This window comes from Vibrio sp. Y20_XG_PY13 (assembly GCF_024181925.1).
Lineage (GTDB): Bacteria > Pseudomonadota > Gammaproteobacteria > Enterobacterales > Vibrionaceae > Vibrio > Vibrio parahaemolyticus.
Window position 1 is genome coordinate 199,408 of the sequence record NZ_JAMZAL010000001.1, and the last position, 19,489, is coordinate 218,896.

Sequence of the window (19,489 nt, forward strand, 5' to 3'; positions counted from 1 at the left end):
CTTGGGGACATCCTACCTGCGCAACTAGGATAGCTTGCGAATTTTTTATGCCTACTATTTCAGCGAAACTGCGTGTCCCGACAAGTCAAGAACCCAAAAACTGAGGTTGTAGAGAAGCTCTCATTGCCTCATTGCTGATTGTTTTGACTGATAGCGTACGGAATATTCCCCCTTTAAATCTCAAGGGTATATAATGTGTAGCGCGTCGCAAAAGGGCGGCGCATTGCTACACTTCAGGACTCGTATGTTTAAGAAATCTCTTGTTTTCATTCTTGCCGCGTTTTCACTTCCTACTTTTGCTGCATCAACGATAGGTATTGTTGGCGCGATGGATGTAGAGGTTGAAGCTCTGCTGCCAAAAATTCAGAATCAACAAATCAAAAAAGTTGCGAACCACACTTTTTATATCGGTGAGCTTGAGGGCAAATCCGTTGTGGTAACGCAATCTGGTGTTGGCAAAGTCAATGCTGCGATGACGACCACTTTGCTGATTGAATCTTTTGGTGTGAACCAACTGATTTTTACTGGTATAGCAGGAGCAAGTGACCCGAAACTTGATCCATTGGACGTGGTTATTTCTACTCGTACTGTACATCATGACGTTGATTTAACCGCATTCAACAAACCGAAAGGGTTATTACCGGACTATCAAGAGCGTTACTTTTATGCTGACAAAGCGCTACAAAATTACGCGTATGAAGCAGCGGTGGAGACGTTAGGCAAAGAGAGTGTGTTCCGAGGCATCATTGCTTCTGGTGACCAATTTATCGCCAGTAAAGTAAAAGTCACGGGCATCTACCAAGAGTTCAACGCGATGGCCGTTGAAATGGAAGGTGCAGCATTGGGACAAGTTGCAACCGCCTTTAAGGTTCCGTATGTTGTCATCCGCACGATTTCCGACAAAGCGGATGGTTCTGCTGATGTGGTTTATTCTGAGCTGAAAAAAGCGACGGCAGATAACTCAGCAACTATTACGCTCAACATGCTTAAGCGCATGCAATAGGGTGAGAATACGAAAAGCAGCACATTAAGTGCTGCTTTTTTTATGAGTTCGTCAAAGTAAACATTATCGATTCTTTACCTTCAAATTCCACCCTCAGCCGCGAGTTTGGTTGTAAGCGGCTGAGAGAATCGATTGTCATCGTTGGCCGATTTCCACCACAAGCTAAGTTGCTCTTTGTCCATTGGCTTTCCGAACAAGTATCCTTGCATGAAATCACATCGATAAGCGGACAACCATTTGTGCATAACGTCGTGTTCAATGCCTTCGGCGGTCACGGTTTTGTTTTGGGCATGGCACAGCTCAATGATCGGTTTGATCACGTGTCCATTATTGGTATTCATCAACGTCAGTAGAAACTCTCGGTCAAACTTAATCTTTTGTACTGGATATTGAACAAGTTGAGTGAGCGACGTGTAGCCAGAGCCGAAATCATCAATAGCAAGTCGATAACCCAGTTTCGAAAGCTCATCAAGCAATGCCGTGCCTTGCTGTTCCGCGGCAAACGTCTCGGTAATTTCTAGTTCGATACATTCTGGTTTGATGCCATTTCTCGTTACGTGTTTATGAATAAATTGCGCCATTTCTAACGAGTTTAGTTCGGCCGATGAAAGGTTGATGGACAGGACAATGTCTTTGCCAAAAATGCTTCTTAAATGATGGTATTCCTCGGTTGCATTGGCAAACACCCAACGGTCTATTCTGTCAAACAACCCAGCTTGCTCGGCGATTGGAATAAATTCGGTTGGTGGCACTGGCCCCAAGCCTTCTGCGTCCCAACGTAGAAGCACTTCCAAGCCTTCAATTTCGTTGTCTTTGTTATTCATGTAAGGTTGAAACACAAGCCTAAACTCATCTTCAACGTTGCTTTTACGCAGTGCACGTTCGATCTGACTGCGTCGCTGAGATTCCAAATTTAGCTCTGCTGAGTAGTACGCGTACTGATTTTTTCCAGCACGTTTGGCTTGGTACATTGCTGCGTCTGCATTGGACAACAGTTTCGCGATGTCTTGCCCATCTTGCGGGTATTGAGCGATGCCAACACTGGCGGTCACCGGGAAGGCGTTCGCCCAAGTTTGGCTGAGGTTGCTAATTGGTTTTAATAGTTCTTTGGCGAGTAAATCTGGGATGCTGCCTACGTCTTTATTGGAGCTGAGTAGAATGGCGAACTCATCACCAGATAAACGCGCACCAAAACAAGGGCTGTCGTATTGCTGAGAGAACTTTTGACAGGCGTTTTTAATGTGAGTCGAGAAGACCTTTAGCAGGTTGTCGCCAAGTTCATGGCCATATTTATCGTTCACGTACTTGAAGTTATCCAGATCGACATAAATCACCCACAAATGAGAAGGTGGCGAGGCTAGTTCACGCGTGGCAAGTTGGTGGAATCGATGACGGTTAGCCAACTGAGTAAGGTGATCAGTTTCTGCGAGACGTTTGGTCTTTTTGTAAATGACGTTGAGTTCTTCGTACATATCAAAAAAGCGTGATGAAAGACGGCCAATTTCATCATTGGTTCCGAGCTTTTCGATGTTGTCTCGCTGATTCGATTCTAGCTCACTGAGTTGTTTATCGAGGCGAGAGACTGGATGCAAAACGTAACGATAGAGCACTAAGACGATCAGCGTTATGGTACAAAATGCCGCGATACCAAAAGAAAGTGCAAGCTCTAGCCATACTTTGTCCACTTTGTTCCACATCAGATACTCCGCAGGGGAGAGCACCGCATAAAAGTGGGGCAGAAGTTCAATGGTTTGCGCAAGAGGGATGTCTAGATAAATGGGTTTATCGGCAAACGTAATCACACTATGAGTATCAAATTCGACGTCGTGTTTGATGTCGTTAAACACTTCTAAAGATACGGACACGACAACAAAAAACACGTTGCTAGGATCGAAGCTAACTGGCGGTGCGCCCGTTCGTTTGTCAATGAGTTCGTATCGCAACAAGATGCTTTGGCCACTGGAGTTATAAATGAACCCTGTGTGACTGTATTCACCACGAGCCGCGAAGCTGGTTGCTATGTACTCCAGCACCTTTGGGTCAACAACGCCGGACGATTCATAATATTGGTTTTCGGTGTAATAAAGCAGATTTTGCTTGCCGTCGAGGATCGCCATGCTCGCATCCCCTTTATAGCCATGACTCAGGACATCAGCGGTTTCATCCAAGCGGCTAAAAAGCACTCGCTCACGGTAGGGATTGTCGTGATTGATAAAATAGTCCTGCAGCACATCACTTTTACTCAGCGTGTACGCATAGCTGTTAAGAAAAATATTGGCTTGTCGAAATTGCCCCGCCAGTTTTTCCATCTGAAGTTGTATGTAGCTATCTTCGCGCTTGATGAGTGTTACTTTTTGAATGCTATAGATGATGTAACTCGATACCAGCGCACTCAAAATGATCACGGGTGCGACAAGCAAGATAACTCGATTGCTTAATTTCATTATGGTTCTTCGACTTCCGTTTGTGTCCCTACAAACGTTGCTTACCTAAACGGTACTGAACGGATGATATATTTTTTGCAAATTGTAACCAGATTGTAAGGTGGGTGTTCTCGAAAATCAGACAACCATTTTAGAAATGTGATGATGTGGCAGATTTCCTTCCCGTTAACTAGAGGCTTTCTCAGTAATTGGACGTATTTCTGCTTTCGCGGGCACAAACCGTAGGGTTTTTGTGGGCTTTAAAAATGCTCATCGAAACGTTTCGATGGGTAAAGTGTGACTTGGTCGGCCTTTTCTTTCTCTTAGTTGGAAAAATCACGGATCATTCTCACACCTTACCGATCGGTGACTGGTGAAATCTCGCAAGCGTCTTATTATTGCATCGAAACGTTTCGATGAGTTTTCTGTTAATAATGAAAATTTCCTAAAACAGGCACTCATTGTTGTATGAACGTGTAACCGAAAGGTCGATGAGATGAAAAAAAGTACCCTTATTAACTCAGATATTTCTTACTTAGTGGCAACGCTAGGCCACACCGATGAAATCACGATTTGTGACGCGGGGCTGCCGATTCCTGATCATGTACAGCGCATCGATTTGGCGCTAACGCATGGCGTACCAAGCTTTCTTGATACCGTTCGCGTGATTTTGTCTGAGTCACAGATTGAAGGGGTCATCATTGCAGAAGAATTTTCCGATGTCAGTCCTGTTCTTCATGAAGCACTGCTTAAAGAGTTGAGCAAAGAGAGTGAGGAAACGGGCAAGTCGATTGAAATCAAATACGTTTCGCACGAGGCTTTTAAAGCACGCACAGAGCAAAGTCGCGCAGTGGTTCGAACCGGTGAATGCACACCGTACGCGAACGTGATTTTCCAAGCGGGCGTGGTTTTTTAAGCCTGAGAATTGAGGACAGATTATGACTCAAGCCATTCTACAACTGAGCGAAATTGAAAAAGCGTTCCCAGGTGTAAAGGCGCTAGATAAAGCGAGCCTGAACGTATACCCAGGTCGTGTTATGGCGCTCATGGGCGAAAATGGGGCAGGCAAGTCAACATTGATGAAAGTGCTGACCGGTATTTATCATATGGATGCAGGTAGCATTCAGTATCAGGGTCAACCTGCTGCATTTAAAGGGCCGCGAGATTCTCAAGAAGCGGGCATCAGCATTATTCACCAAGAGTTGAACTTAATCCCTGAACTGACAATCGCTGAGAACATTTTTCTCGGTCGTGAATTTACCGGTTCTATGGGGCGCATTCAGTGGAGCAAAATGTACGCGGAAGCGGACAGACTTCTACAACGTTTGAACGTGAAACACAGCTCGAAAACCTTGCTTGGTGATCTAAGTTTGGGTGAGCAACAAATGGTAGAAATTGCCAAAGCGCTCTCGTTTGAATCGAAAGTCATCATCATGGATGAACCAACCGATGCGCTTACTGATACAGAAACCGAATCTCTGTTCAAAGTGATTAATGAGCTTCGTGAGCAAGGCTGCGGCATTGTATATATCTCACACCGCCTGAAAGAAATCTTTGAAATCTGTGACGACATTACGGTGCTTCGTGACGGTAAATTTATCGGTGAATGCCGAGTAGCAGACACGGATGAAGACGGCTTAATCGAAATGATGGTTGGCCGTAAATTAGAAGAGCAATACCCGCGTATTGATGTGAAGCACGGCGAGACATGCCTTGAAGTGATTGGCTTGACAGGCTCTGGCGTTCACGATGTGAGCTTCACGCTTAAACGCGGTGAGATTTTGGGTATCTCTGGTTTGATGGGCGCAGGCCGTACCGAGTTAATGAAAGTGATTTATGGCGCGCTGCCAAGCGAGCATGGCGTTATCAATCTCGATAACAAAACCATTAATCCGGTTAGCCCGCAAGATGGTTTGGCAAATGGCATCGCTTACATCTCGGAAGACCGCAAAGGGGATGGTCTGGTGCTGGGTTTATCCGTGAAAGAGAACATGTCTCTGTGTGCATTGGATAAGCTAACTAAGGGCGTACAAATCCAGCACGATGAAGAAGTCATTGCGGTGGAAGATTTCATCAAGTTATTCAACATTAAAACACCAACTCGCGACCAAATTATTGGCAACCTTTCTGGTGGTAACCAACAGAAAGTGGCGATTGCGAAAGGGCTAATGACCAAGCCTAAAGTTCTGATTTTGGATGAACCAACGCGTGGTGTTGACGTTGGTGCTAAGAAAGAAATCTACCAACTCATCAACAAATTTAAAGCCGACGGCATGAGCATCATCTTGGTTTCTTCTGAGATGCCAGAAGTGCTAGGCATGAGCGATCGCATTCTTGTGATGCATGAAGGTCGCATAACTGGCGAATTTGATGCGAAAGACGCCGACCAAGAAAAATTACTCGCCTGTGCCGTAGGCAAAAAGATCAATGAGGAAGCAGCATGAGTACCAATACCATGAGCAAACCGACCGAAACAAGCAGCAAAAAGCTGTTTACTAAAGAGTGGTTGATTGAACAAAAATCACTGATTGCACTGTTATTTTTGATTGTTGTAGTGTCTTTTTTAAACCCGAACTTTTTTACGGTAGACAACATTCTTAACATCCTTCGTCAAACCTCAGTCAACGCGATCATCGCCGTAGGTATGACTCTGGTTATCTTAACTGCTGGTATCGACTTGAGTGTCGGCTCTGTCCTTGCGCTTTGTGGTGCATTTGCCGCGAGCCTAATTGCGATGGAAGTGCCAGTTTTAATTGCGGTTCCAACGGCTCTATTAGCTGGTGCGGCACTGGGCGCAATCAGTGGCATCATCATCGCTAAAGGCAAAGTGCAAGCCTTCATCGCGACGCTGGTCACCATGACATTACTGCGCGGTGTGACCATGGTTTACACCGACGGTCGACCAATTTCTACTGGCTTCACAGACACGGCAGACGCATTCGCATGGTTTGGTACAGGCTACGCCTTAGGCATTCCAGTGCCAGTTTGGTTGATGGTTGTTGTATTCGCAGCGGCTTGGTACCTACTTAATCACACTCGCTTTGGTCGCTATGTTTACGCACTAGGCGGCAATGAGTCTGCGACTCGCCTGTCTGGTATTAACGTAGATCGAGTGAAGATTGGTGTGTACGCCATCTGCGGTATGTTAGCTGCACTTGCGGGCATCATCGTGACATCTCGTCTATCTTCTGCTCAGCCAACGGCGGGTATGGGATACGAACTAGATGCGATTGCAGCTGTGGTACTTGGCGGTACGAGCTTGATGGGCGGTAAAGGCCGTATCATGGGGACATTGATTGGTGCGCTAATCATCGGCTTCTTGAACAATGCACTTAACCTACTGGACGTTTCTTCTTACTACCAAATGATTGCAAAAGCAGTGGTTATCTTGCTGGCGGTATTGGTAGACAACAAAAACAAGTAATTCATAACAATCTACATATCAATATGTGAATACAAACCGAGCCAGTAGGCGTGTGCTGGCTCACCCTACACAAAGGACTAGAACGATGAAAAAACTTGCAACTCTTATCTCTGCTGCACTTCTTTCTTCCACTGTATCAGTAGCGGCGCAAGCCCAAGATACGATGGCGATTGTGGTTTCGACCCTAAACAACCCGTTCTTCGTAACGATGAAAGACGGGGCGGAAGCTAAAGCGAAAGAACTGGGATACGATTTGATTGTACTGGACTCGCAAAATGACCCGAGCAAAGAACTGTCAAACATCGAAGACCTAACCATTCGCGGTGTAAAAGCGATTTTGATCAACCCAACGGATTCTGACGCAGTGTCTAACGCGATTCGTATGGCAAACCGTTCTAACATCCCTGTGTTAACGCTAGACCGTGGTGCAAGCCGTGGTGAAGTAGTGAGCCACATCGCATCTGACAACGTTGTAGGCGGCGAGATGGCTGGCCACTACATCATGGAAAAAGTTGGCGAGAAAGCAAAAGTGATTCAGCTGGAAGGTATTGCTGGTACGTCTGCGGCTCGTGAGCGTGGTGAAGGCTTCATGACCGCTGTGAAGGGAAGCGATATGGAGCTTCTGGCTAGCCAACCGGCTGACTTTGACCGCACGAAAGGTCTAAACGTAATGGAAAACCTACTGGCTGCTAACCCGGATGTTCAAGCGGTGTTTGCGCAGAATGATGAGATGGCTCTAGGTGCACTACGCGCGGTTCAAGCGTCGGGTAAGAACGTCATGATCGTTGGTTTTGACGGCACAGAAGACGGCATCGCAGCGGTTAACCGTGGCAAGCTAGCAGCAACCATCGCACAACAACCTGATCTTATCGGCGCGTTAGGCGTTGAAACGGCTGACAAAGTACTGAAAGGCGAGAAAGTGGATGAGTACATCCCAGTTCCTCTAAAAGTGGTAACAAAATAAGCCTGACGCGCGATAACGCGTCCTAATTTCTTTGCTCTCTCCTCTGTTTACATCTGTCGTTTAGGGGGAGAGGGCAAGGTTTATCTAAGCAGCCATGCATCTTGAGGTTGCTTGGGTATAGATGCCTTTGACTTTTTATAGCGACTCAAACGAGAAGTTAAAGTCATCTAAGTATTTTCCAAAAACAGTTTTTCAAAAAAGGGTTCATTCAGAACCGAGGATAACCGTATGAATAAGTTAGTGGTGTTAGGTAGTGTAAACGCTGACCATGTTCTTCAAGTGCCTTCTTTCCCTCGCCCTGGCGAGACGCTGCATGGTCGCAACTATCAAGTTATCCCAGGTGGCAAAGGTGCCAACCAAGCCGTCGCGGCGGCGCGATTAAATGCAGACATTGGTTTTATTGCTTGTGTAGGCGATGACTCTTTCGGCATCAACATTCGTGAAAACTTCAAAATGGACGGCATCGATATCACTGGTGTTAAGATGCAACCAAACTGCCCGACAGGCATCGCGATGATCCAAGTGTCGGACAGTGGTGAAAACAGCATTTGTATATCAGCAGAAGCGAACGCCAAACTGACAGCAGAAGCGATTGAGCCAGATTTAGAGCGTATTCGCCAAGCAGATTACTTGCTAATGCAATTGGAAACGCCGATGTGCGGCATTGAGAAAGCCGCGCGTGTGGCAAAAGATGCAAAAACCAACGTAATTTTAAACCCAGCTCCAGCTCGTGAATTGTCAGATGAACTGCTTGCTTGTATTGACGTGATCACGCCAAATGAAACGGAAGCTGAAGTGCTGACAGGTGTTACTGTAACAGACAACGAAAGCGCGCAAGAAGCGGCGAATGTGCTACATGGTAAAGGTATTGAAATTGTCATGATCACTCTCGGTGCAAAAGGCGTTTGGTTGAGCCAAAATGGCCGAGGTGAAATCATCCCCGGTTTCCGTGTCGAAGCGACCGATACCACCGCGGCCGGAGATACGTTTAATGGGGCATTCGTCACTGGTCTCTTAGAAGATTTACCTTTAGAATCAGCGATTAAGTTTGCACATGCGGCGGCTGCAATTTCTGTGACCCGCTTTGGCGCGCAAACGTCGATCCCAACTCGCGAAGAGGTGGACGCGTTTCTCGCTGAACAATAAGGCGCACAACGCCTCTTAAAATAGGAGTAATAACATGGCGACGATGAAAGACATCGCAAAACTGGCAGGGGTTTCCACTTCAACAGTGAGCCATGTTATTAACAAGACGCGTTTTGTGAGCGAAGAAATCTCTGAACGTGTTAACAATGCAGCAAAAGAACTCAACTACTACGCGCCATCTGCTTTGGCGCGTAGCCTTAAAGTCAATCGTACCAAAACCATTGGTATGCTAGTGACAACCTCTACCAACCCATTCTTTGGCGAAGTCGTAAAAGGCGTGGAACGCAGCTGTTACCACAAAGGTTATAGTCTCATTCTATGTAACACTGAAGGTGACAACGAGCGCATGCGCCAATCCATTAATACGCTTTTGCAAAAGCGTGTCGATGGCTTGATCTTGATGTGCTCGTCGTTAGAAGGGGAGCGTATCGATGTATTTGAGCGTTATCCAGATATCCCTGTCGTGGTGATGGACTGGGGGCCGATGCTGTTTACAAGCGATAAAATTCAAGATAACTCACTTCGTGGCGGTTACTTAGCGGCAAAATACTTGATTGACTGCGGCCACACTGAAATTGGATGTATCACTGGCCCTTTGATTAAGCACCAAGCGCAAATGCGATACGAAGGTTATAAGCGAGCAATGAACGAAGCTGGCTTGGAATTTAATGCCAATTGGATCATTGAATCGGACTTCGAATGTGAGGGTGGGTATCAAGCGTTCAAGAAAATGGCTGAACGAGGTAAGTTACCCAGCTCGATTTTTGTCTCTAACGATATGATGGCGATGGGTGTGATTAACGCCGCAAATGAGCTCGGTATTAAAGTGCCAGATGATCTTTCCATTATTGGCTACGATGACATTCATATCGCGAAATTTATGTCGCCTTCCTTAACGACCATCCACCAACCCAAATATCGACTCGGCCAAGCCGCCGTCGAAACTCTTGTCCGAAGACTGGACGACAAATCTAACGAAGCTCAAGTCGTTCAACTGGAACCAACATTGGTTGTACGCAACAGTGTGACGAATTTCTCTTAATTAAAAATAGACGCATGGTTAACAAATTTAGCGCATATAATTTATAAAAAATGGGTTAAAAATAAATAAGCATGCAAAACAGATGTTCGAATTTATTAACTCAATATTTGAAAAGTGTGATTTTTTGCGAGTAACTCGAAAGATTTCGTGTCGATAGTGCTTAAAAAGCTTATTATTAATAAAGCCTATAATTAGATTTATAAATTATTGAGATGAATGGAAAATCTTTATGTTAGTTAAGAGATATGCACAGTATTCAGTAAAGAGGCCGTGGTTTCACCGTTTCAATATTTCACTAGTATTAACGGTGTTTGTTGTGAGTGTTTATGAGCTACTTGCGAATGAAGAGTATGTATACTTGGCTGGCGTGGTGTTTACATTTGCTTCGACTTTACTGTTCGCGTCAGCATCGACGTTCAAAAAGCGCTACCTAGGACACGAGTCCTAGTTCACTTAGAATGAATGGTTGATATAAATAGGCGCTTTCAAGTAAGTAATGATCTGATTTATGATCGAGTGCATCAAGAGGAGGACAAATGTCCTCCTTTTTGTTTGTTGCTGCACCCTAATATGGGCGTATTCCAAACAAAATAATAAAGGACATCACCATGGACCTATTTGCCTTACTCGATATCAACAATACCCTCGTTAACATTCCGATTGGAGACGGCTACGCAATGAGCTGGATCGAAGCATTCGGAACCGTCTTTGGTTTGCTTTGCATTTGGTTTGCGAGCCAAGAAAAGACCATCAACTACGTATTCGGCTTACTGAATGTCACGCTTTTTGCTGTTATCTTTTTCCAAATTCAGTTGTACGGGTTGCTACTTCTTCAACTGTTTTTCTTCTGCGCCAACATTTACGGTTGGTACGCATGGACTCGACCAAATGCACAAGGTGAAACGTTGGAAGTTCGTTGGCTTAGCAAGCAAAAGCTGATGGCGACTGCGGTTGTTTGTGTGGTCTCGATTGCATTGTTGACCATCTACATTGACCCATTCTTCTTCGCGCTGGCAAACATTGCTGTTGATAGCCTAAACATTTTCGGTGCAGGCCTGTCTGAGCCAGTACTTGAGCCTGATGCGTTCCCGTTCTGGGATGCAACCATGACGGTACTTTCTGTTGTTGCACAAATTCTGATGACACGTAAATACGTCGAAAACTGGATTCTATGGGTTGTGATTAACATCATCAGTGTGGGTATCTACGCGACGCAAGGTGTTTACGCAATGTCTGTTCAGTACGCGATTCTTATGTTCATTGCTGCCAATGGTACGCGTGAGTGGGCTCGTAGTGCCAAGCGCAATGGCGATAAAACCTTAGCTCAAGCAACGGCGTAAGGAACAAGTCAATGGCTAAACAACCTCATATCGGTGTTGATGAAACACAAGTTGCTCCTCTTGTTATTGTATGTGGCGAGCCAGATCGAGCGAATCGTATCGCGGCATTATTTGATGATGCAGAAATGGTGTCGGAAAACCGTGAGTACCGTGTGTTTACCGGCAACTACAAAGGTCAGGCTGTTTCTGTATGCAGCACAGGCATCGGCGCGCCATCGATGATCATTGCGGTAGAAGAGCTCAAACAGTGCGGCGTAACTCATGTGTTACGTGTTGGATCTGCGGGTGCAATGCAATCGCAGATTCAGCTTGGAGAATTGATTGTTGCTGAAGGTGCAGTAAGAGACGAAGGTGGCTCCAAATCGTACGTCGATTCTGCTTACCCTGCGTACGCAAGCTTTACTCTACTGAAAGAAGTCGAGCGTTATTTGTCGACGCAAACTACGCCATATCATTTAGGCGTAGTACGTTCTCACGACAGTTTCTACACCGATGACGAAGAGGCCATTTGTCAGTACTGGAACAAGAAAGGTATTCTAGGTGCAGACATGGAAACCTCGGCGCTGTTTACGGTCGGTCGATTGAGAGGTCTACACGTGGCTTCGATCTTAAACAACGTCGTGCTTTATCAACAAGATGTGAAGGAAGGGGTAGGTCAGTACGTAGATGAAGCTAAAGTGATGATGGAAGGAGAAAAGCTTGCATCTATCACGGCTTTAGAAGCGTTGATTGCTCAAGCATAGTGTCATCCCTGTCTAAGATTAATATCCAAAGCGGCCATGGTTGTCGCTTTTTTACAAATCAGATGCGATAGCCAATAGAGATGTTTTTTTGCAGCCTTTGTTGATAGCTATCCAACCCGATACAACTAATCTCTTTCTGCCTTAAAACGATATTGTTCCGACAGGCAGACCAAAAGACCAACTAAAGCCGAAACAATAATTACACATACTTGGTAGGCGACTTCCCCAGCCCCAAGCTCGTTCAAAATCTCGGTAGCCGCAAGCATAGGAAGCGTTACCGTGATAAATAAGCTTAATAATCGAGGAACCTTAGATTTCTTTCCATGTCGCTTAGTGTAGAAGTAATGCGCATAATCCGAGTACATGATAAACAAGGAGATCAAAAGACCCAGTATCCAAAACATCGCTTACAAATCCTCTCGCGTCTGCTCACTATAACCACTAACCATTGTTAGACCTCCTTTCTTTAATAAATGTTAATCGTACAATATAGGTAAGTGATTCATATGCAAGTTGTGGCTTTTGTTGTTAGGCTCAAAATCTCAAAGTTAGGAGAGGCTATTACTAATTAATGAACTTGTTTTGCAAAAAAATATATGTGGTTAAAGTCCGATCTTGAAATATGAAAGAACAAGATTGAACGTGGGTACCAAACAACAAGTAAATAAACAATTTATTTCAAGAACATATTTTTTACGCCCGAACTCAATGGTGTAGGTGTTAATCTTTATCGAGCTTTTTGGTCACGTCTTTCACCGTTTTCTTCTCTTTTTCTGGTGTCATTGCATCAACGGCTTTGCCTGCCATCCCTTCATCCGGCAGTTTGTCTTTTCCTGCATCAACTGCGGTATCTTTCAGTGCTTCTTTAGGCGTACAGCGACCGCCAACACCAACCACGGCTTTTGTTGCTGCGGCTTTGGCTGCTTTTTCTGCATCGCAGTCGGGATCCATCACGCTAGCTAAGCTGGTGGTTGAACCAAAAAGCAAGATAAGCAGAGCGAGGTTACGTTTTTTCATGGTAGTCACCGATGTTGTGAAACATAGGTAAAGTGTAATTGAGGGAAAAGAGTTTGGCTGAGAATTTGCTGGTTTAATCTAGGGATGCAAAGTAAGAAAAAGTGCCACCGAAGTGACACTTTTATTGGGCTTTGTTTAAACGTGGTGGCTGACCTAGTTTAGTCGTCGTAGCCTTCTCGCTCGATTTCGCGAGCGACGTTTTGATTATTGATGATCACACCATCGACTTCGACACGAGCACCATTCAAGTTCAGTTCTTCAATGCCTTGGAATTGAGTTTGCGCATCGATAACCACTAATTTGTTATTTAGCCGTTGATCAGCATCATTCTCACAACGTTCGATTTCAAATGTTCTTGCATTCGCATCATAATTTGACACATAACCTTCGCATTCAAACTCTTTGCCTTGCCATTGATGGTTGTCATCAAAATCTGGCGCTTCAAACTCAACGACGGTGGCAATGCGTTTGCCATTTCTCAAGACAGAAGAAACGTCGACTTCTTGGCCTTGTTTTAAACTCATTTTGCTACCGTCTTCGAATCGAGTTGCGTTATCAACAAAGAACGCACCGCGGTAGTTTAGTGAAAACTCGCTGTAATCGTTCGCAACCCAAGTGACGATGCCTTCCACATCGCTGTCGTTTTCTAGGTTGTCATAGCCTTCTATTTCGACGTCAGAGGCGACAAAAGTACCCCCTTCCATTTTGCCTTCCGCTTCTACCCATTGACCTACTTTTAGTTGGTCAACACTGTGGTAAGACACGGTGATGTTTGCGCCCAGTTTGAAGGTGCCTTGGTTTGCATCAATGCTTGCGATTCGGCCTTCAATTTCGTACATGTCGCCTAGGCTTGGGTAGTGGTCAACGTCAATTTCCACCACAGATAAGACTTTGTAGCCAGCATCAGCAGTTGGAAGTGAAGACACCATCACCCATTCACCTAAATCGATCTCGTTACTTAAGCCATCAAACTGCAGTTCTACACCATTTACGGAGAAGGTTTTCTTTGCGTAATCAATGGCAGTCACTCGACCAGTAATGGTTGGTTCTAGTGACACAACGGCGTGGGCATCTGCTGTTTTTTGGATGTTTTCATCCACTTTTACCATCATATTTGGTTGCACGACAGTCAACGCTAATGGAGTGTTACCGTAAACTACCTTTGAAACGCGGTAAGTATATCCATTGACGGTTAATGTGCTTTCTTTAGCATCTACAGATTCAACAGACCCAATAGCCGCACTTGGTTTTGCTGCTGGGAGTGTTGATGAGCTGTCGTTATTGTCGCTGCCAGAACCACCACAACCAGACAATGCCAAACCTACGACAGAAATAAGAGCCAGTTTTTTCATTGTATTAACCTCAATTTACGAGCTAGTTTAGGAATTTGGCGGTATCTTATGAGGCATACCGTGAAGAGATCGTGAAGAAATGTGAGTCGTATGAAAATTTTAATTGTTGATGATAACCACAATGTTTCCGAGACCATTGCTGACTACCTAGAACTCGAAGGTATGACGATAGATTGCGCGTATCACGGAGAGGCTGCGCTGGCGTTGTTGGAAGATAACCATTACGACGTGATTATTATGGACATCATGATGCCAAAACTCGATGGCATCAGTACCGTGCAAAAGCTGCGTCAGGAACAGTTTTGTGGAACGCCCATTCTTTTTCTAACCGCAAAAGACACATTAGATGACAAAATAGCGGCATTTAAAGCGGGTGGGGATGACTACTTAATGAAGCCGTTTGCGATGCAAGAGCTCAGTTTACGTATTCATGCTTTAGCTAGTCGTGGCCCACGCCAAGACATTGGTACGCTGACGTTCGCTGATATCTGTTTAGATGCGCGCACTGGTAAAGTCACGCGCGATGGTAAAGAGATCAAGCTAAGTCGCATCCAAACCAAAATCTTAAAGCTGTTGTTGAAGTACGCGCCTGCGTCAGTATCACGAACGGAAGTGATCGAAAGTGTTTGGGGCGATGAGCCACCTAGTAGTGATGCATTACGCAGTCATATTTATGGTTTGAGAACTGCACTCGATAAAGGTTTTGAAGAATCACGATTAGAGACTATTCATGGACAAGGCTACCGACTTAAAGCATAACGAATACCCAAGTATTTATCGCAAGATTCGCTGGGGTTTTGGCGTGATGACGTTCGTCATGTTTACGCTGTTTTGGTCACTGATTTATGTCGCAGAAAACAAACTTGAGGTATTGAGCCTCCATCACTGGCTCGATACAGAAGCGGCGCTCTACACCGAAAATTTTCAAAAGCAGGGCTGGAAAGCCCCGTTACCAAACAAGTTGGAATTTAACTCCTATTGGAGCAAAGCTCCGACGCCAAGTTGGTTGCTCGCGTTCAAATCTCCAGGCTTTTATGAATACTTGTTGGGCGAAGAGGATAAGCACTTTGTGGTGTTTGATCATCCTTCTGGCGAAGGCTTGATGTACATCGTCTTCCAAGATGACTCGGACGATTATCTGGATGAATACGAAAGCTCATTGCACCAGTTCACTCTGTTATTGGGCGGGTTGTTTTCCTTGATTATGCTTGGTTACGGCATTTATATGGTGAAAATTTTGTCTCGACCGCTCGCTAAAATAGAGTCAAAAATCAGCCAGATGCCACCCGACCAGCCTGCATTTGAAGTGGAAACGAAGTTCAGTGAAACGCGCCATATTGAGCAGACGTTGTTAGACAGTAAGAACGACATTGCGGGCTATTTCCGCCGCGAACAAGAGTTTAGTCGTTTTGCCTCTCATGAGCTTCGCACGCCTATTATGGTAATAGCAGGCTCAACAGACATTTTATCTCGAGTGCCTGACCAGCCAAGGGTGGCACAAAAAGCGATTGCGCGAATGCAAGCTGCGTGTGAAGACATGCGCGTTTTGACCGAGGCGTTTTTGTTGTTAGGTAAAGAGAAAATTGAGCCGCAGCACTTTGGCGATCAAACGCTTTTAGTTTGTTTACACCAGCAACTGGAAGAACTTGCTCCGTTGTTTGCAAAGCAAGATGCGCATTATCAGCTTAACGAACAAAATAGCGGCGAAGTGTATGCGCCAGCAAGCTTCGTGACGATAGTCATCAACAATTTAATCAAAAATGCATTCAGTTATAGCGTTGGGGACATCGAGATCGATCTACAGCAAAACACGCTGATTATCACCAATCGTCATGACGGTAACGAAACGTATAATGCGGGTTATGGTTGCGGCTTAGTGATAGTGCAACGCATTTGTGAACGGATGGGGTGGCCGTTTGAATTAAACGATGATGGCGTCCGATTTAGCGCGAAAGTGACGTTTGTTTCTTAACGTCCCAATTTGCCAATGAAGCCAGAGTTAACGTTCTGGCTTTTTTGTCTCACTTTTTACCTCTAACTCACAGTGAAACAAGAAAAAACTAGGATTTGATTTAGAATAAGTAGAGCGAAACAGAAACTTAAGGAATGGCTATGCTTGCTTATCAGGTCAGCAAAAGTATTGAAATCAACAAATCTCAAAGTGAGATCATCGATTATCTAAAGGATTTTAAAAACTGGCCTGAGTGGTCTCCTTGGATCATTTTGGAGCCAAGCTGCGAGCTGACTTACAGTGAAAATCAAGGTCACGTTGGTGCTGGTTACCAATGGAATGGGCAACGAATTGGAACGGGGGCGGTTGTTCTGGAAAGCACACAAGAACATCGTTTAGACATGGAGCTGCATTTTTTCGCCCCATCAAAAGCCACGGCAAGGTGACGCTCATCGTGACGCCGTCACAAGATGGTTGTACCGTAGAGTGGCAAATGCAGTCTCGTGTTCCTTGGTATCTGTTTTTTCTGAAAACGATGTTCAAATCCATGGTTGAAATGGATTACGATCGTGGACTCAAGATGCTAAAAAGCCAGTTAGAAACTGGGCAAATATTGTCGCAGTTGAGCGAAATCGGCACTCGTCATCAAGATTTGATTCATTACGTTGGTTTGCAAGGTTCAGGGACAATTCCTGAGCTTGGTCCAATCATGAAAAAGCAAACTCAAAGACTGTACGAACTGATGCAGAAAGAAAGTCTGCCCGTCAGCGGCGAACTGTTCTGCTATTACCTTTCAATGGATATGAAGCTCGGTCATTTTGAATTTGTAACCTGCTTGCCCGTGAGTGAAATGGTAGAGGTACCAAATGGTTTTGTGTTTGGCACGATTCCAGCGTGTGAAACTTTTGTGATTGAGCACAAAGGTGACTACCAGTTTTTGGGCAATGCGTGGTCGTTAGGGATGAATTTGACACGCCAAAACGGCATAAAAGTGAAGAGCAAGCCTTTGGGGATTGAGCGCTACTTGAATAACCCGAATGAGACACCTAAAGCCGGCCTACGTACAGAAGTGATCCTATTTAAGAAATGATTTGGGTTGCAAAACCATGATGTAACACGCGGTTTCATCCTAACTGAATGATAGTATTGATGAATACTTGTAAGCAAAACAGTAATTAAAGTGACGGCTTATATTCGCAGTCACTTTTTCATGGATGAAATATGACAATCAGATACTCTTTACTTGCGGCCAGTTTACTGGCCGGGTTTGTTCACGCCAATGAAGCACCGAAAAATATTATTTATATGATCGGTGATGGAATGGGCCCTGCCTACACAACCGCCTACCGTTATTATCAAGATAACCCAGAAACTAAACAGATTGAGCCTACAGTCTTTGACTCGATACTGGTTGGCATGGCTCACACCTATCCCGATGATGATACTTATGTCACTGACAGTGCAGCAGGCGCGACGGCCTTAAGCAGTGGTATAAAGAGTTACAATGGCGCCGTCGCTGTCGATACCCATAAAAAGCCAGTTAAAACGATGTTGGAAGTAGCGAAAGAGCAGGGCATGACAACCGCTTTGGTGGCGACTTCGCAAATTAACCACGCGACGCCCGCAAGCTTTGCCGCGCACAACGAATCTCGTCGTAATTATGATCAGATAGCAGACGACTACTTGGATAACAAAGTAAATGGAAAGCTGCCCGTCGATCTGTTACTTGGTGGAGGTGTTCGATACTTTGAGCGTGAAGACAGAAACCTGATTGAAGAATTTAAAATGCAGGGTTACCACTACCTAACGGATTTTGATACCTTGCCTTCGTTGCAAACATTGCCTGCGATTGGGTTGTTTGCCGACAAAGCATTTCCGTTTGCTTTGGATGACAATCCCAACCGACTGGAGAATATGACGAACAAGGCGCTGTCGTTATTGTCGCGCTCAGAGCATGGCTTTTTCGTTATGATCGAAGGAAGCCAAATCGACTGGTGCGGTCATGCGAATGACATAGCATGCGCGATGGCAGAAATGGATGATTTTGCTAAGTCGATTACTTTAGCCAAGGCGTATGTTGATGCTCATCCTGACACTTTGCTCGTTGTCACCGCCGATCACTCCACGGGAGGTTTAACTATCGGCGCAAATGGTCAATACGACTGGAAAACGGATGTGATCAAAGGCGTGCATCAAACGGCGTGGCCATTAGCAACGTCACTTGCAAAGGGTTCAGACATCAAACAAGTGTGGTCAGAATCAGTAGATTGGGCGCTATCAGATGTGCAAATTGAGCTCCTCATTGACGCGAAGAAGAGTGAAGAGCCCGCGAAAGCGCTTTATCAAGCCGTAAAGTCAATCATCAACGATCAAAGCCTTACAGGTTGGACGACAAAAGGGCATACCGCGGTGGATGTTCAGGTGTTTGCTTATGGTAAGGGGTCACAAGCATTCGTTGGCTCTCAGAACAATACCGATATCGCAAACAAGTTGATTGGTTATCTTCAATAAGAGACATTTTTTAGCCGAAGATAAGTTAGAAGTTACTCTGTAAACGAAAGAACAAAGAAAATGCCTCAGCAATTGCTGAGGCATTGTTTTAGAAGCCAACTTCTCTTGCTAGAGAATTATTGTGCACGGTATTTACCGCTGTTTAGTTCAATTTTAGACGCTTTGACGCGACTGTCAGCATTCAAGTAATCGCTGATGCTAAGCAAGTCTTGTCCTTCAGAAGCTTTTAGCACCGCAGATTCACCATCTGCAAACACAACGTCTAGCTTTAACTCTTTTGCTACTGCTTTGGCATCAGCGGCGTTGTTTACGGTGATGTAGATAAGTCCCGTCGCTTTAGACACATTGCCAAACGCGTTCTTAAACACCTCGTCACCGGCTTGCAGTTTAACTGCTTCAGAGAGATTGCTCACTGTGTTCGTTTGCACTTTACGATACGCTTCACCATTCACCTCAACTGCATCAGAAGGAACAAACAACTCGGGATTTGGTTGTTGCGACAACTGCGTTTCGGCATAGGCTGCGTTGGCTATTAGTGAAAGAGCCAAAATAGAAAATGTCTGATATTTCATG

The 19,489-nt window shown here is 45.0% G+C and carries 19 protein-coding genes and 1 pseudogene; 15 read left to right on the top strand and 5 right to left on the bottom strand.

What is annotated here, in order from left to right; genetic code table 11:
* Positions 1-244 precede the first annotated feature (244 nt).
* On the top strand, positions 245-1,003 hold the full coding sequence (locus NL646_RS00920) for a 5'-methylthioadenosine/adenosylhomocysteine nucleosidase (RefSeq protein ID WP_005463697.1): 759 nt from the start codon (positions 245-247) through the stop codon (positions 1,001-1,003).
* 80 nt (positions 1,004-1,083) lie between these two features.
* Here the strand turns inward: NL646_RS00920 and NL646_RS00925 are convergent, their stop codons facing one another.
* Positions 1,084-3,447, bottom strand: a complete 2,364-nt coding sequence (locus NL646_RS00925) for an EAL domain-containing protein (RefSeq protein ID WP_005463698.1) — start codon at positions 3,445-3,447, stop codon at positions 1,084-1,086.
* A 475-nt stretch (positions 3,448-3,922) separates the two neighbouring features.
* On the opposite strand from NL646_RS00925, the gene rbsD reads away from it, so the two are divergent.
* From rbsD to NL646_RS00970, 9 genes are all read left to right on the top strand, one after another.
* On the top strand, positions 3,923-4,342 hold the full coding sequence (gene rbsD / locus NL646_RS00930; RefSeq protein WP_015313345.1) for a D-ribose pyranase: 420 nt from the start codon (positions 3,923-3,925) through the stop codon (positions 4,340-4,342).
* Positions 4,343-4,364: 22 nt separating this feature from the next.
* Positions 4,365-5,870, top strand: coding sequence for a ribose ABC transporter ATP-binding protein RbsA (gene rbsA / locus NL646_RS00935; RefSeq protein ID WP_015313344.1), 1,506 nt, complete (start codon positions 4,365-4,367; stop codon positions 5,868-5,870).
* Positions 5,867-6,850, top strand: a complete 984-nt coding sequence (gene rbsC, locus NL646_RS00940; protein WP_005463702.1) for a ribose ABC transporter permease — start codon at positions 5,867-5,869, stop codon at positions 6,848-6,850. Before rbsA ends, rbsC begins: the two co-directional genes overlap by 4 nt.
* An 85-nt stretch (positions 6,851-6,935) precedes the next feature.
* Complete coding sequence (gene rbsB / locus NL646_RS00945; RefSeq protein ID WP_005463703.1) at positions 6,936-7,814, top strand: ribose ABC transporter substrate-binding protein RbsB; 879 nt, start codon at positions 6,936-6,938, stop codon at positions 7,812-7,814.
* A gap of 228 nt (positions 7,815-8,042) precedes the next feature.
* Entirely contained in the window at positions 8,043-8,960 is a 918-nt protein-coding gene (gene rbsK, locus NL646_RS00950; RefSeq protein WP_020837978.1) for a ribokinase, read from the top strand.
* Positions 8,961-8,994: 34 nt separating this feature from the next.
* Positions 8,995-10,002: a substrate-binding domain-containing protein gene (locus NL646_RS00955; RefSeq protein ID WP_025636529.1), complete on the top strand. Its 1,008-nt coding sequence runs from the start codon at positions 8,995-8,997 to the stop codon at positions 10,000-10,002.
* Between the two features lie 229 nt (positions 10,003-10,231).
* A complete protein-coding gene (locus NL646_RS00960; RefSeq protein ID WP_005499106.1) occupies positions 10,232-10,450 on the top strand; it encodes a hypothetical protein in 219 nt (72 codons plus the stop codon).
* Positions 10,451-10,610: 160 nt separating this feature from the next.
* A complete protein-coding gene (gene pnuC, locus NL646_RS00965; protein WP_024700702.1) occupies positions 10,611-11,342 on the top strand; it encodes a nicotinamide riboside transporter PnuC in 732 nt (243 codons plus the stop codon).
* A gap of 11 nt (positions 11,343-11,353) precedes the next feature.
* On the top strand, positions 11,354-12,085 hold the full coding sequence (locus NL646_RS00970) for a nucleoside phosphorylase (protein WP_029843875.1): 732 nt from the start codon (positions 11,354-11,356) through the stop codon (positions 12,083-12,085).
* A gap of 125 nt (positions 12,086-12,210) precedes the next feature.
* Here the strand turns inward: NL646_RS00970 and NL646_RS00975 are convergent, their stop codons facing one another.
* The 3 genes from NL646_RS00975 to NL646_RS00985 form a co-directional block, all read right to left on the bottom strand.
* Complete coding sequence (locus NL646_RS00975) at positions 12,211-12,489, bottom strand: hypothetical protein (RefSeq protein WP_020837975.1); 279 nt, start codon at positions 12,487-12,489, stop codon at positions 12,211-12,213.
* A 316-nt stretch (positions 12,490-12,805) separates the two neighbouring features.
* The gene (locus NL646_RS00980) at positions 12,806-13,102 is read right to left on the bottom strand and encodes a hypothetical protein (protein WP_005463715.1); all 297 of its coding nucleotides are present in this window, start codon (positions 13,100-13,102) and stop codon (positions 12,806-12,808) included.
* Between the two features lie 158 nt (positions 13,103-13,260).
* Complete coding sequence (locus tag NL646_RS00985; protein ID WP_025628617.1) at positions 13,261-14,454, bottom strand: DUF5666 domain-containing protein; 1,194 nt, start codon at positions 14,452-14,454, stop codon at positions 13,261-13,263.
* 90 nt (positions 14,455-14,544) lie between these two features.
* Here NL646_RS00985 and NL646_RS00990 point away from each other — a divergent pair, with 90 nt between their 5' ends.
* From NL646_RS00990 to NL646_RS01005, 5 genes and pseudogenes are all read left to right on the top strand, one after another.
* Positions 14,545-15,213, top strand: a complete 669-nt coding sequence (locus NL646_RS00990) for a response regulator transcription factor (RefSeq protein WP_005463721.1) — start codon at positions 14,545-14,547, stop codon at positions 15,211-15,213.
* A complete protein-coding gene (locus NL646_RS00995; RefSeq protein WP_005463732.1) occupies positions 15,185-16,426 on the top strand; it encodes a HAMP domain-containing sensor histidine kinase in 1,242 nt (413 codons plus the stop codon). The genes NL646_RS00990 and NL646_RS00995 overlap by 29 nt, the downstream gene beginning before the upstream one ends.
* Before the next feature lie 140 nt (positions 16,427-16,566).
* Positions 16,567-16,946 (top strand): annotated as a pseudogene (locus NL646_RS23420) (SRPBCC family protein); the annotation flags it as partial.
* A 168-nt stretch (positions 16,947-17,114) separates the two neighbouring features.
* Positions 17,115-17,495 carry a GyrI-like domain-containing protein gene (locus NL646_RS23425; RefSeq protein WP_367618098.1) on the top strand — a complete coding sequence of 127 codons (381 nt, stop codon included), beginning with the start codon at positions 17,115-17,117 and terminating at the stop codon, positions 17,493-17,495.
* Between the two features lie 131 nt (positions 17,496-17,626).
* Positions 17,627-18,916 carry an alkaline phosphatase gene (locus tag NL646_RS01005; RefSeq protein ID WP_253663726.1) on the top strand — a complete coding sequence of 430 codons (1,290 nt, stop codon included), beginning with the start codon at positions 17,627-17,629 and terminating at the stop codon, positions 18,914-18,916.
* Positions 18,917-19,032: 116 nt separating this feature from the next.
* Here NL646_RS01005 and NL646_RS01010 read toward each other — a convergent pair whose 3' ends face one another.
* Positions 19,033-19,488 carry a hypothetical protein gene (locus tag NL646_RS01010; protein WP_005463738.1) on the bottom strand — a complete coding sequence of 152 codons (456 nt, stop codon included), beginning with the start codon at positions 19,486-19,488 and terminating at the stop codon, positions 19,033-19,035.
* Position 19,489: the final 1 nt, after the last annotated feature.

What these genes read in the sequence shown, in the direction of transcription:
- pnuC (WP_024700702.1), top strand. Translation starts at nt 10,611, where the DNA reads ATGGACCTATTTGCCTTACTCGATATCAACAATACCCTCGTTAACATT.
- rbsC (WP_005463702.1), top strand. Translation starts at nt 5,867, where the DNA reads ATGAGTACCAATACCATGAGCAAACCGACCGAAACAAGCAGCAAAAAG.
- rbsD (WP_015313345.1), top strand. Translation starts at nt 3,923, where the DNA reads ATGAAAAAAAGTACCCTTATTAACTCAGATATTTCTTACTTAGTGGCA.
- rbsA (WP_015313344.1), top strand. Translation starts at nt 4,365, where the DNA reads ATGACTCAAGCCATTCTACAACTGAGCGAAATTGAAAAAGCGTTCCCA.
- NL646_RS00985 (WP_025628617.1), bottom strand. Translation starts at nt 14,454, where the DNA reads ATGAAAAAACTGGCTCTTATTTCTGTCGTAGGTTTGGCATTGTCTGGT.
- NL646_RS00925 (WP_005463698.1), bottom strand. Translation starts at nt 3,447, where the DNA reads ATGAAATTAAGCAATCGAGTTATCTTGCTTGTCGCACCCGTGATCATT.
- NL646_RS00960 (WP_005499106.1), top strand. Translation starts at nt 10,232, where the DNA reads ATGTTAGTTAAGAGATATGCACAGTATTCAGTAAAGAGGCCGTGGTTT.
- NL646_RS00980 (WP_005463715.1), bottom strand. Translation starts at nt 13,102, where the DNA reads ATGAAAAAACGTAACCTCGCTCTGCTTATCTTGCTTTTTGGTTCAACC.
- NL646_RS00970 (WP_029843875.1), top strand. Translation starts at nt 11,354, where the DNA reads ATGGCTAAACAACCTCATATCGGTGTTGATGAAACACAAGTTGCTCCT.
- NL646_RS01010 (WP_005463738.1), bottom strand. Translation starts at nt 19,488, where the DNA reads ATGAAATATCAGACATTTTCTATTTTGGCTCTTTCACTAATAGCCAAC.
- NL646_RS00920 (WP_005463697.1), top strand. Translation starts at nt 245, where the DNA reads ATGTTTAAGAAATCTCTTGTTTTCATTCTTGCCGCGTTTTCACTTCCT.
- rbsB (WP_005463703.1), top strand. Translation starts at nt 6,936, where the DNA reads ATGAAAAAACTTGCAACTCTTATCTCTGCTGCACTTCTTTCTTCCACT.
- NL646_RS00975 (WP_020837975.1), bottom strand. Translation starts at nt 12,489, where the DNA reads ATGTTTTGGATACTGGGTCTTTTGATCTCCTTGTTTATCATGTACTCG.
- NL646_RS23425 (WP_367618098.1), top strand. Translation starts at nt 17,115, where the DNA reads ATGAAAAAGCAAACTCAAAGACTGTACGAACTGATGCAGAAAGAAAGT.
- NL646_RS00995 (WP_005463732.1), top strand. Translation starts at nt 15,185, where the DNA reads ATGGACAAGGCTACCGACTTAAAGCATAACGAATACCCAAGTATTTAT.
- rbsK (WP_020837978.1), top strand. Translation starts at nt 8,043, where the DNA reads ATGAATAAGTTAGTGGTGTTAGGTAGTGTAAACGCTGACCATGTTCTT.
- NL646_RS01005 (WP_253663726.1), top strand. Translation starts at nt 17,627, where the DNA reads ATGACAATCAGATACTCTTTACTTGCGGCCAGTTTACTGGCCGGGTTT.
- NL646_RS00990 (WP_005463721.1), top strand. Translation starts at nt 14,545, where the DNA reads ATGAAAATTTTAATTGTTGATGATAACCACAATGTTTCCGAGACCATT.
- NL646_RS00955 (WP_025636529.1), top strand. Translation starts at nt 8,995, where the DNA reads ATGGCGACGATGAAAGACATCGCAAAACTGGCAGGGGTTTCCACTTCA.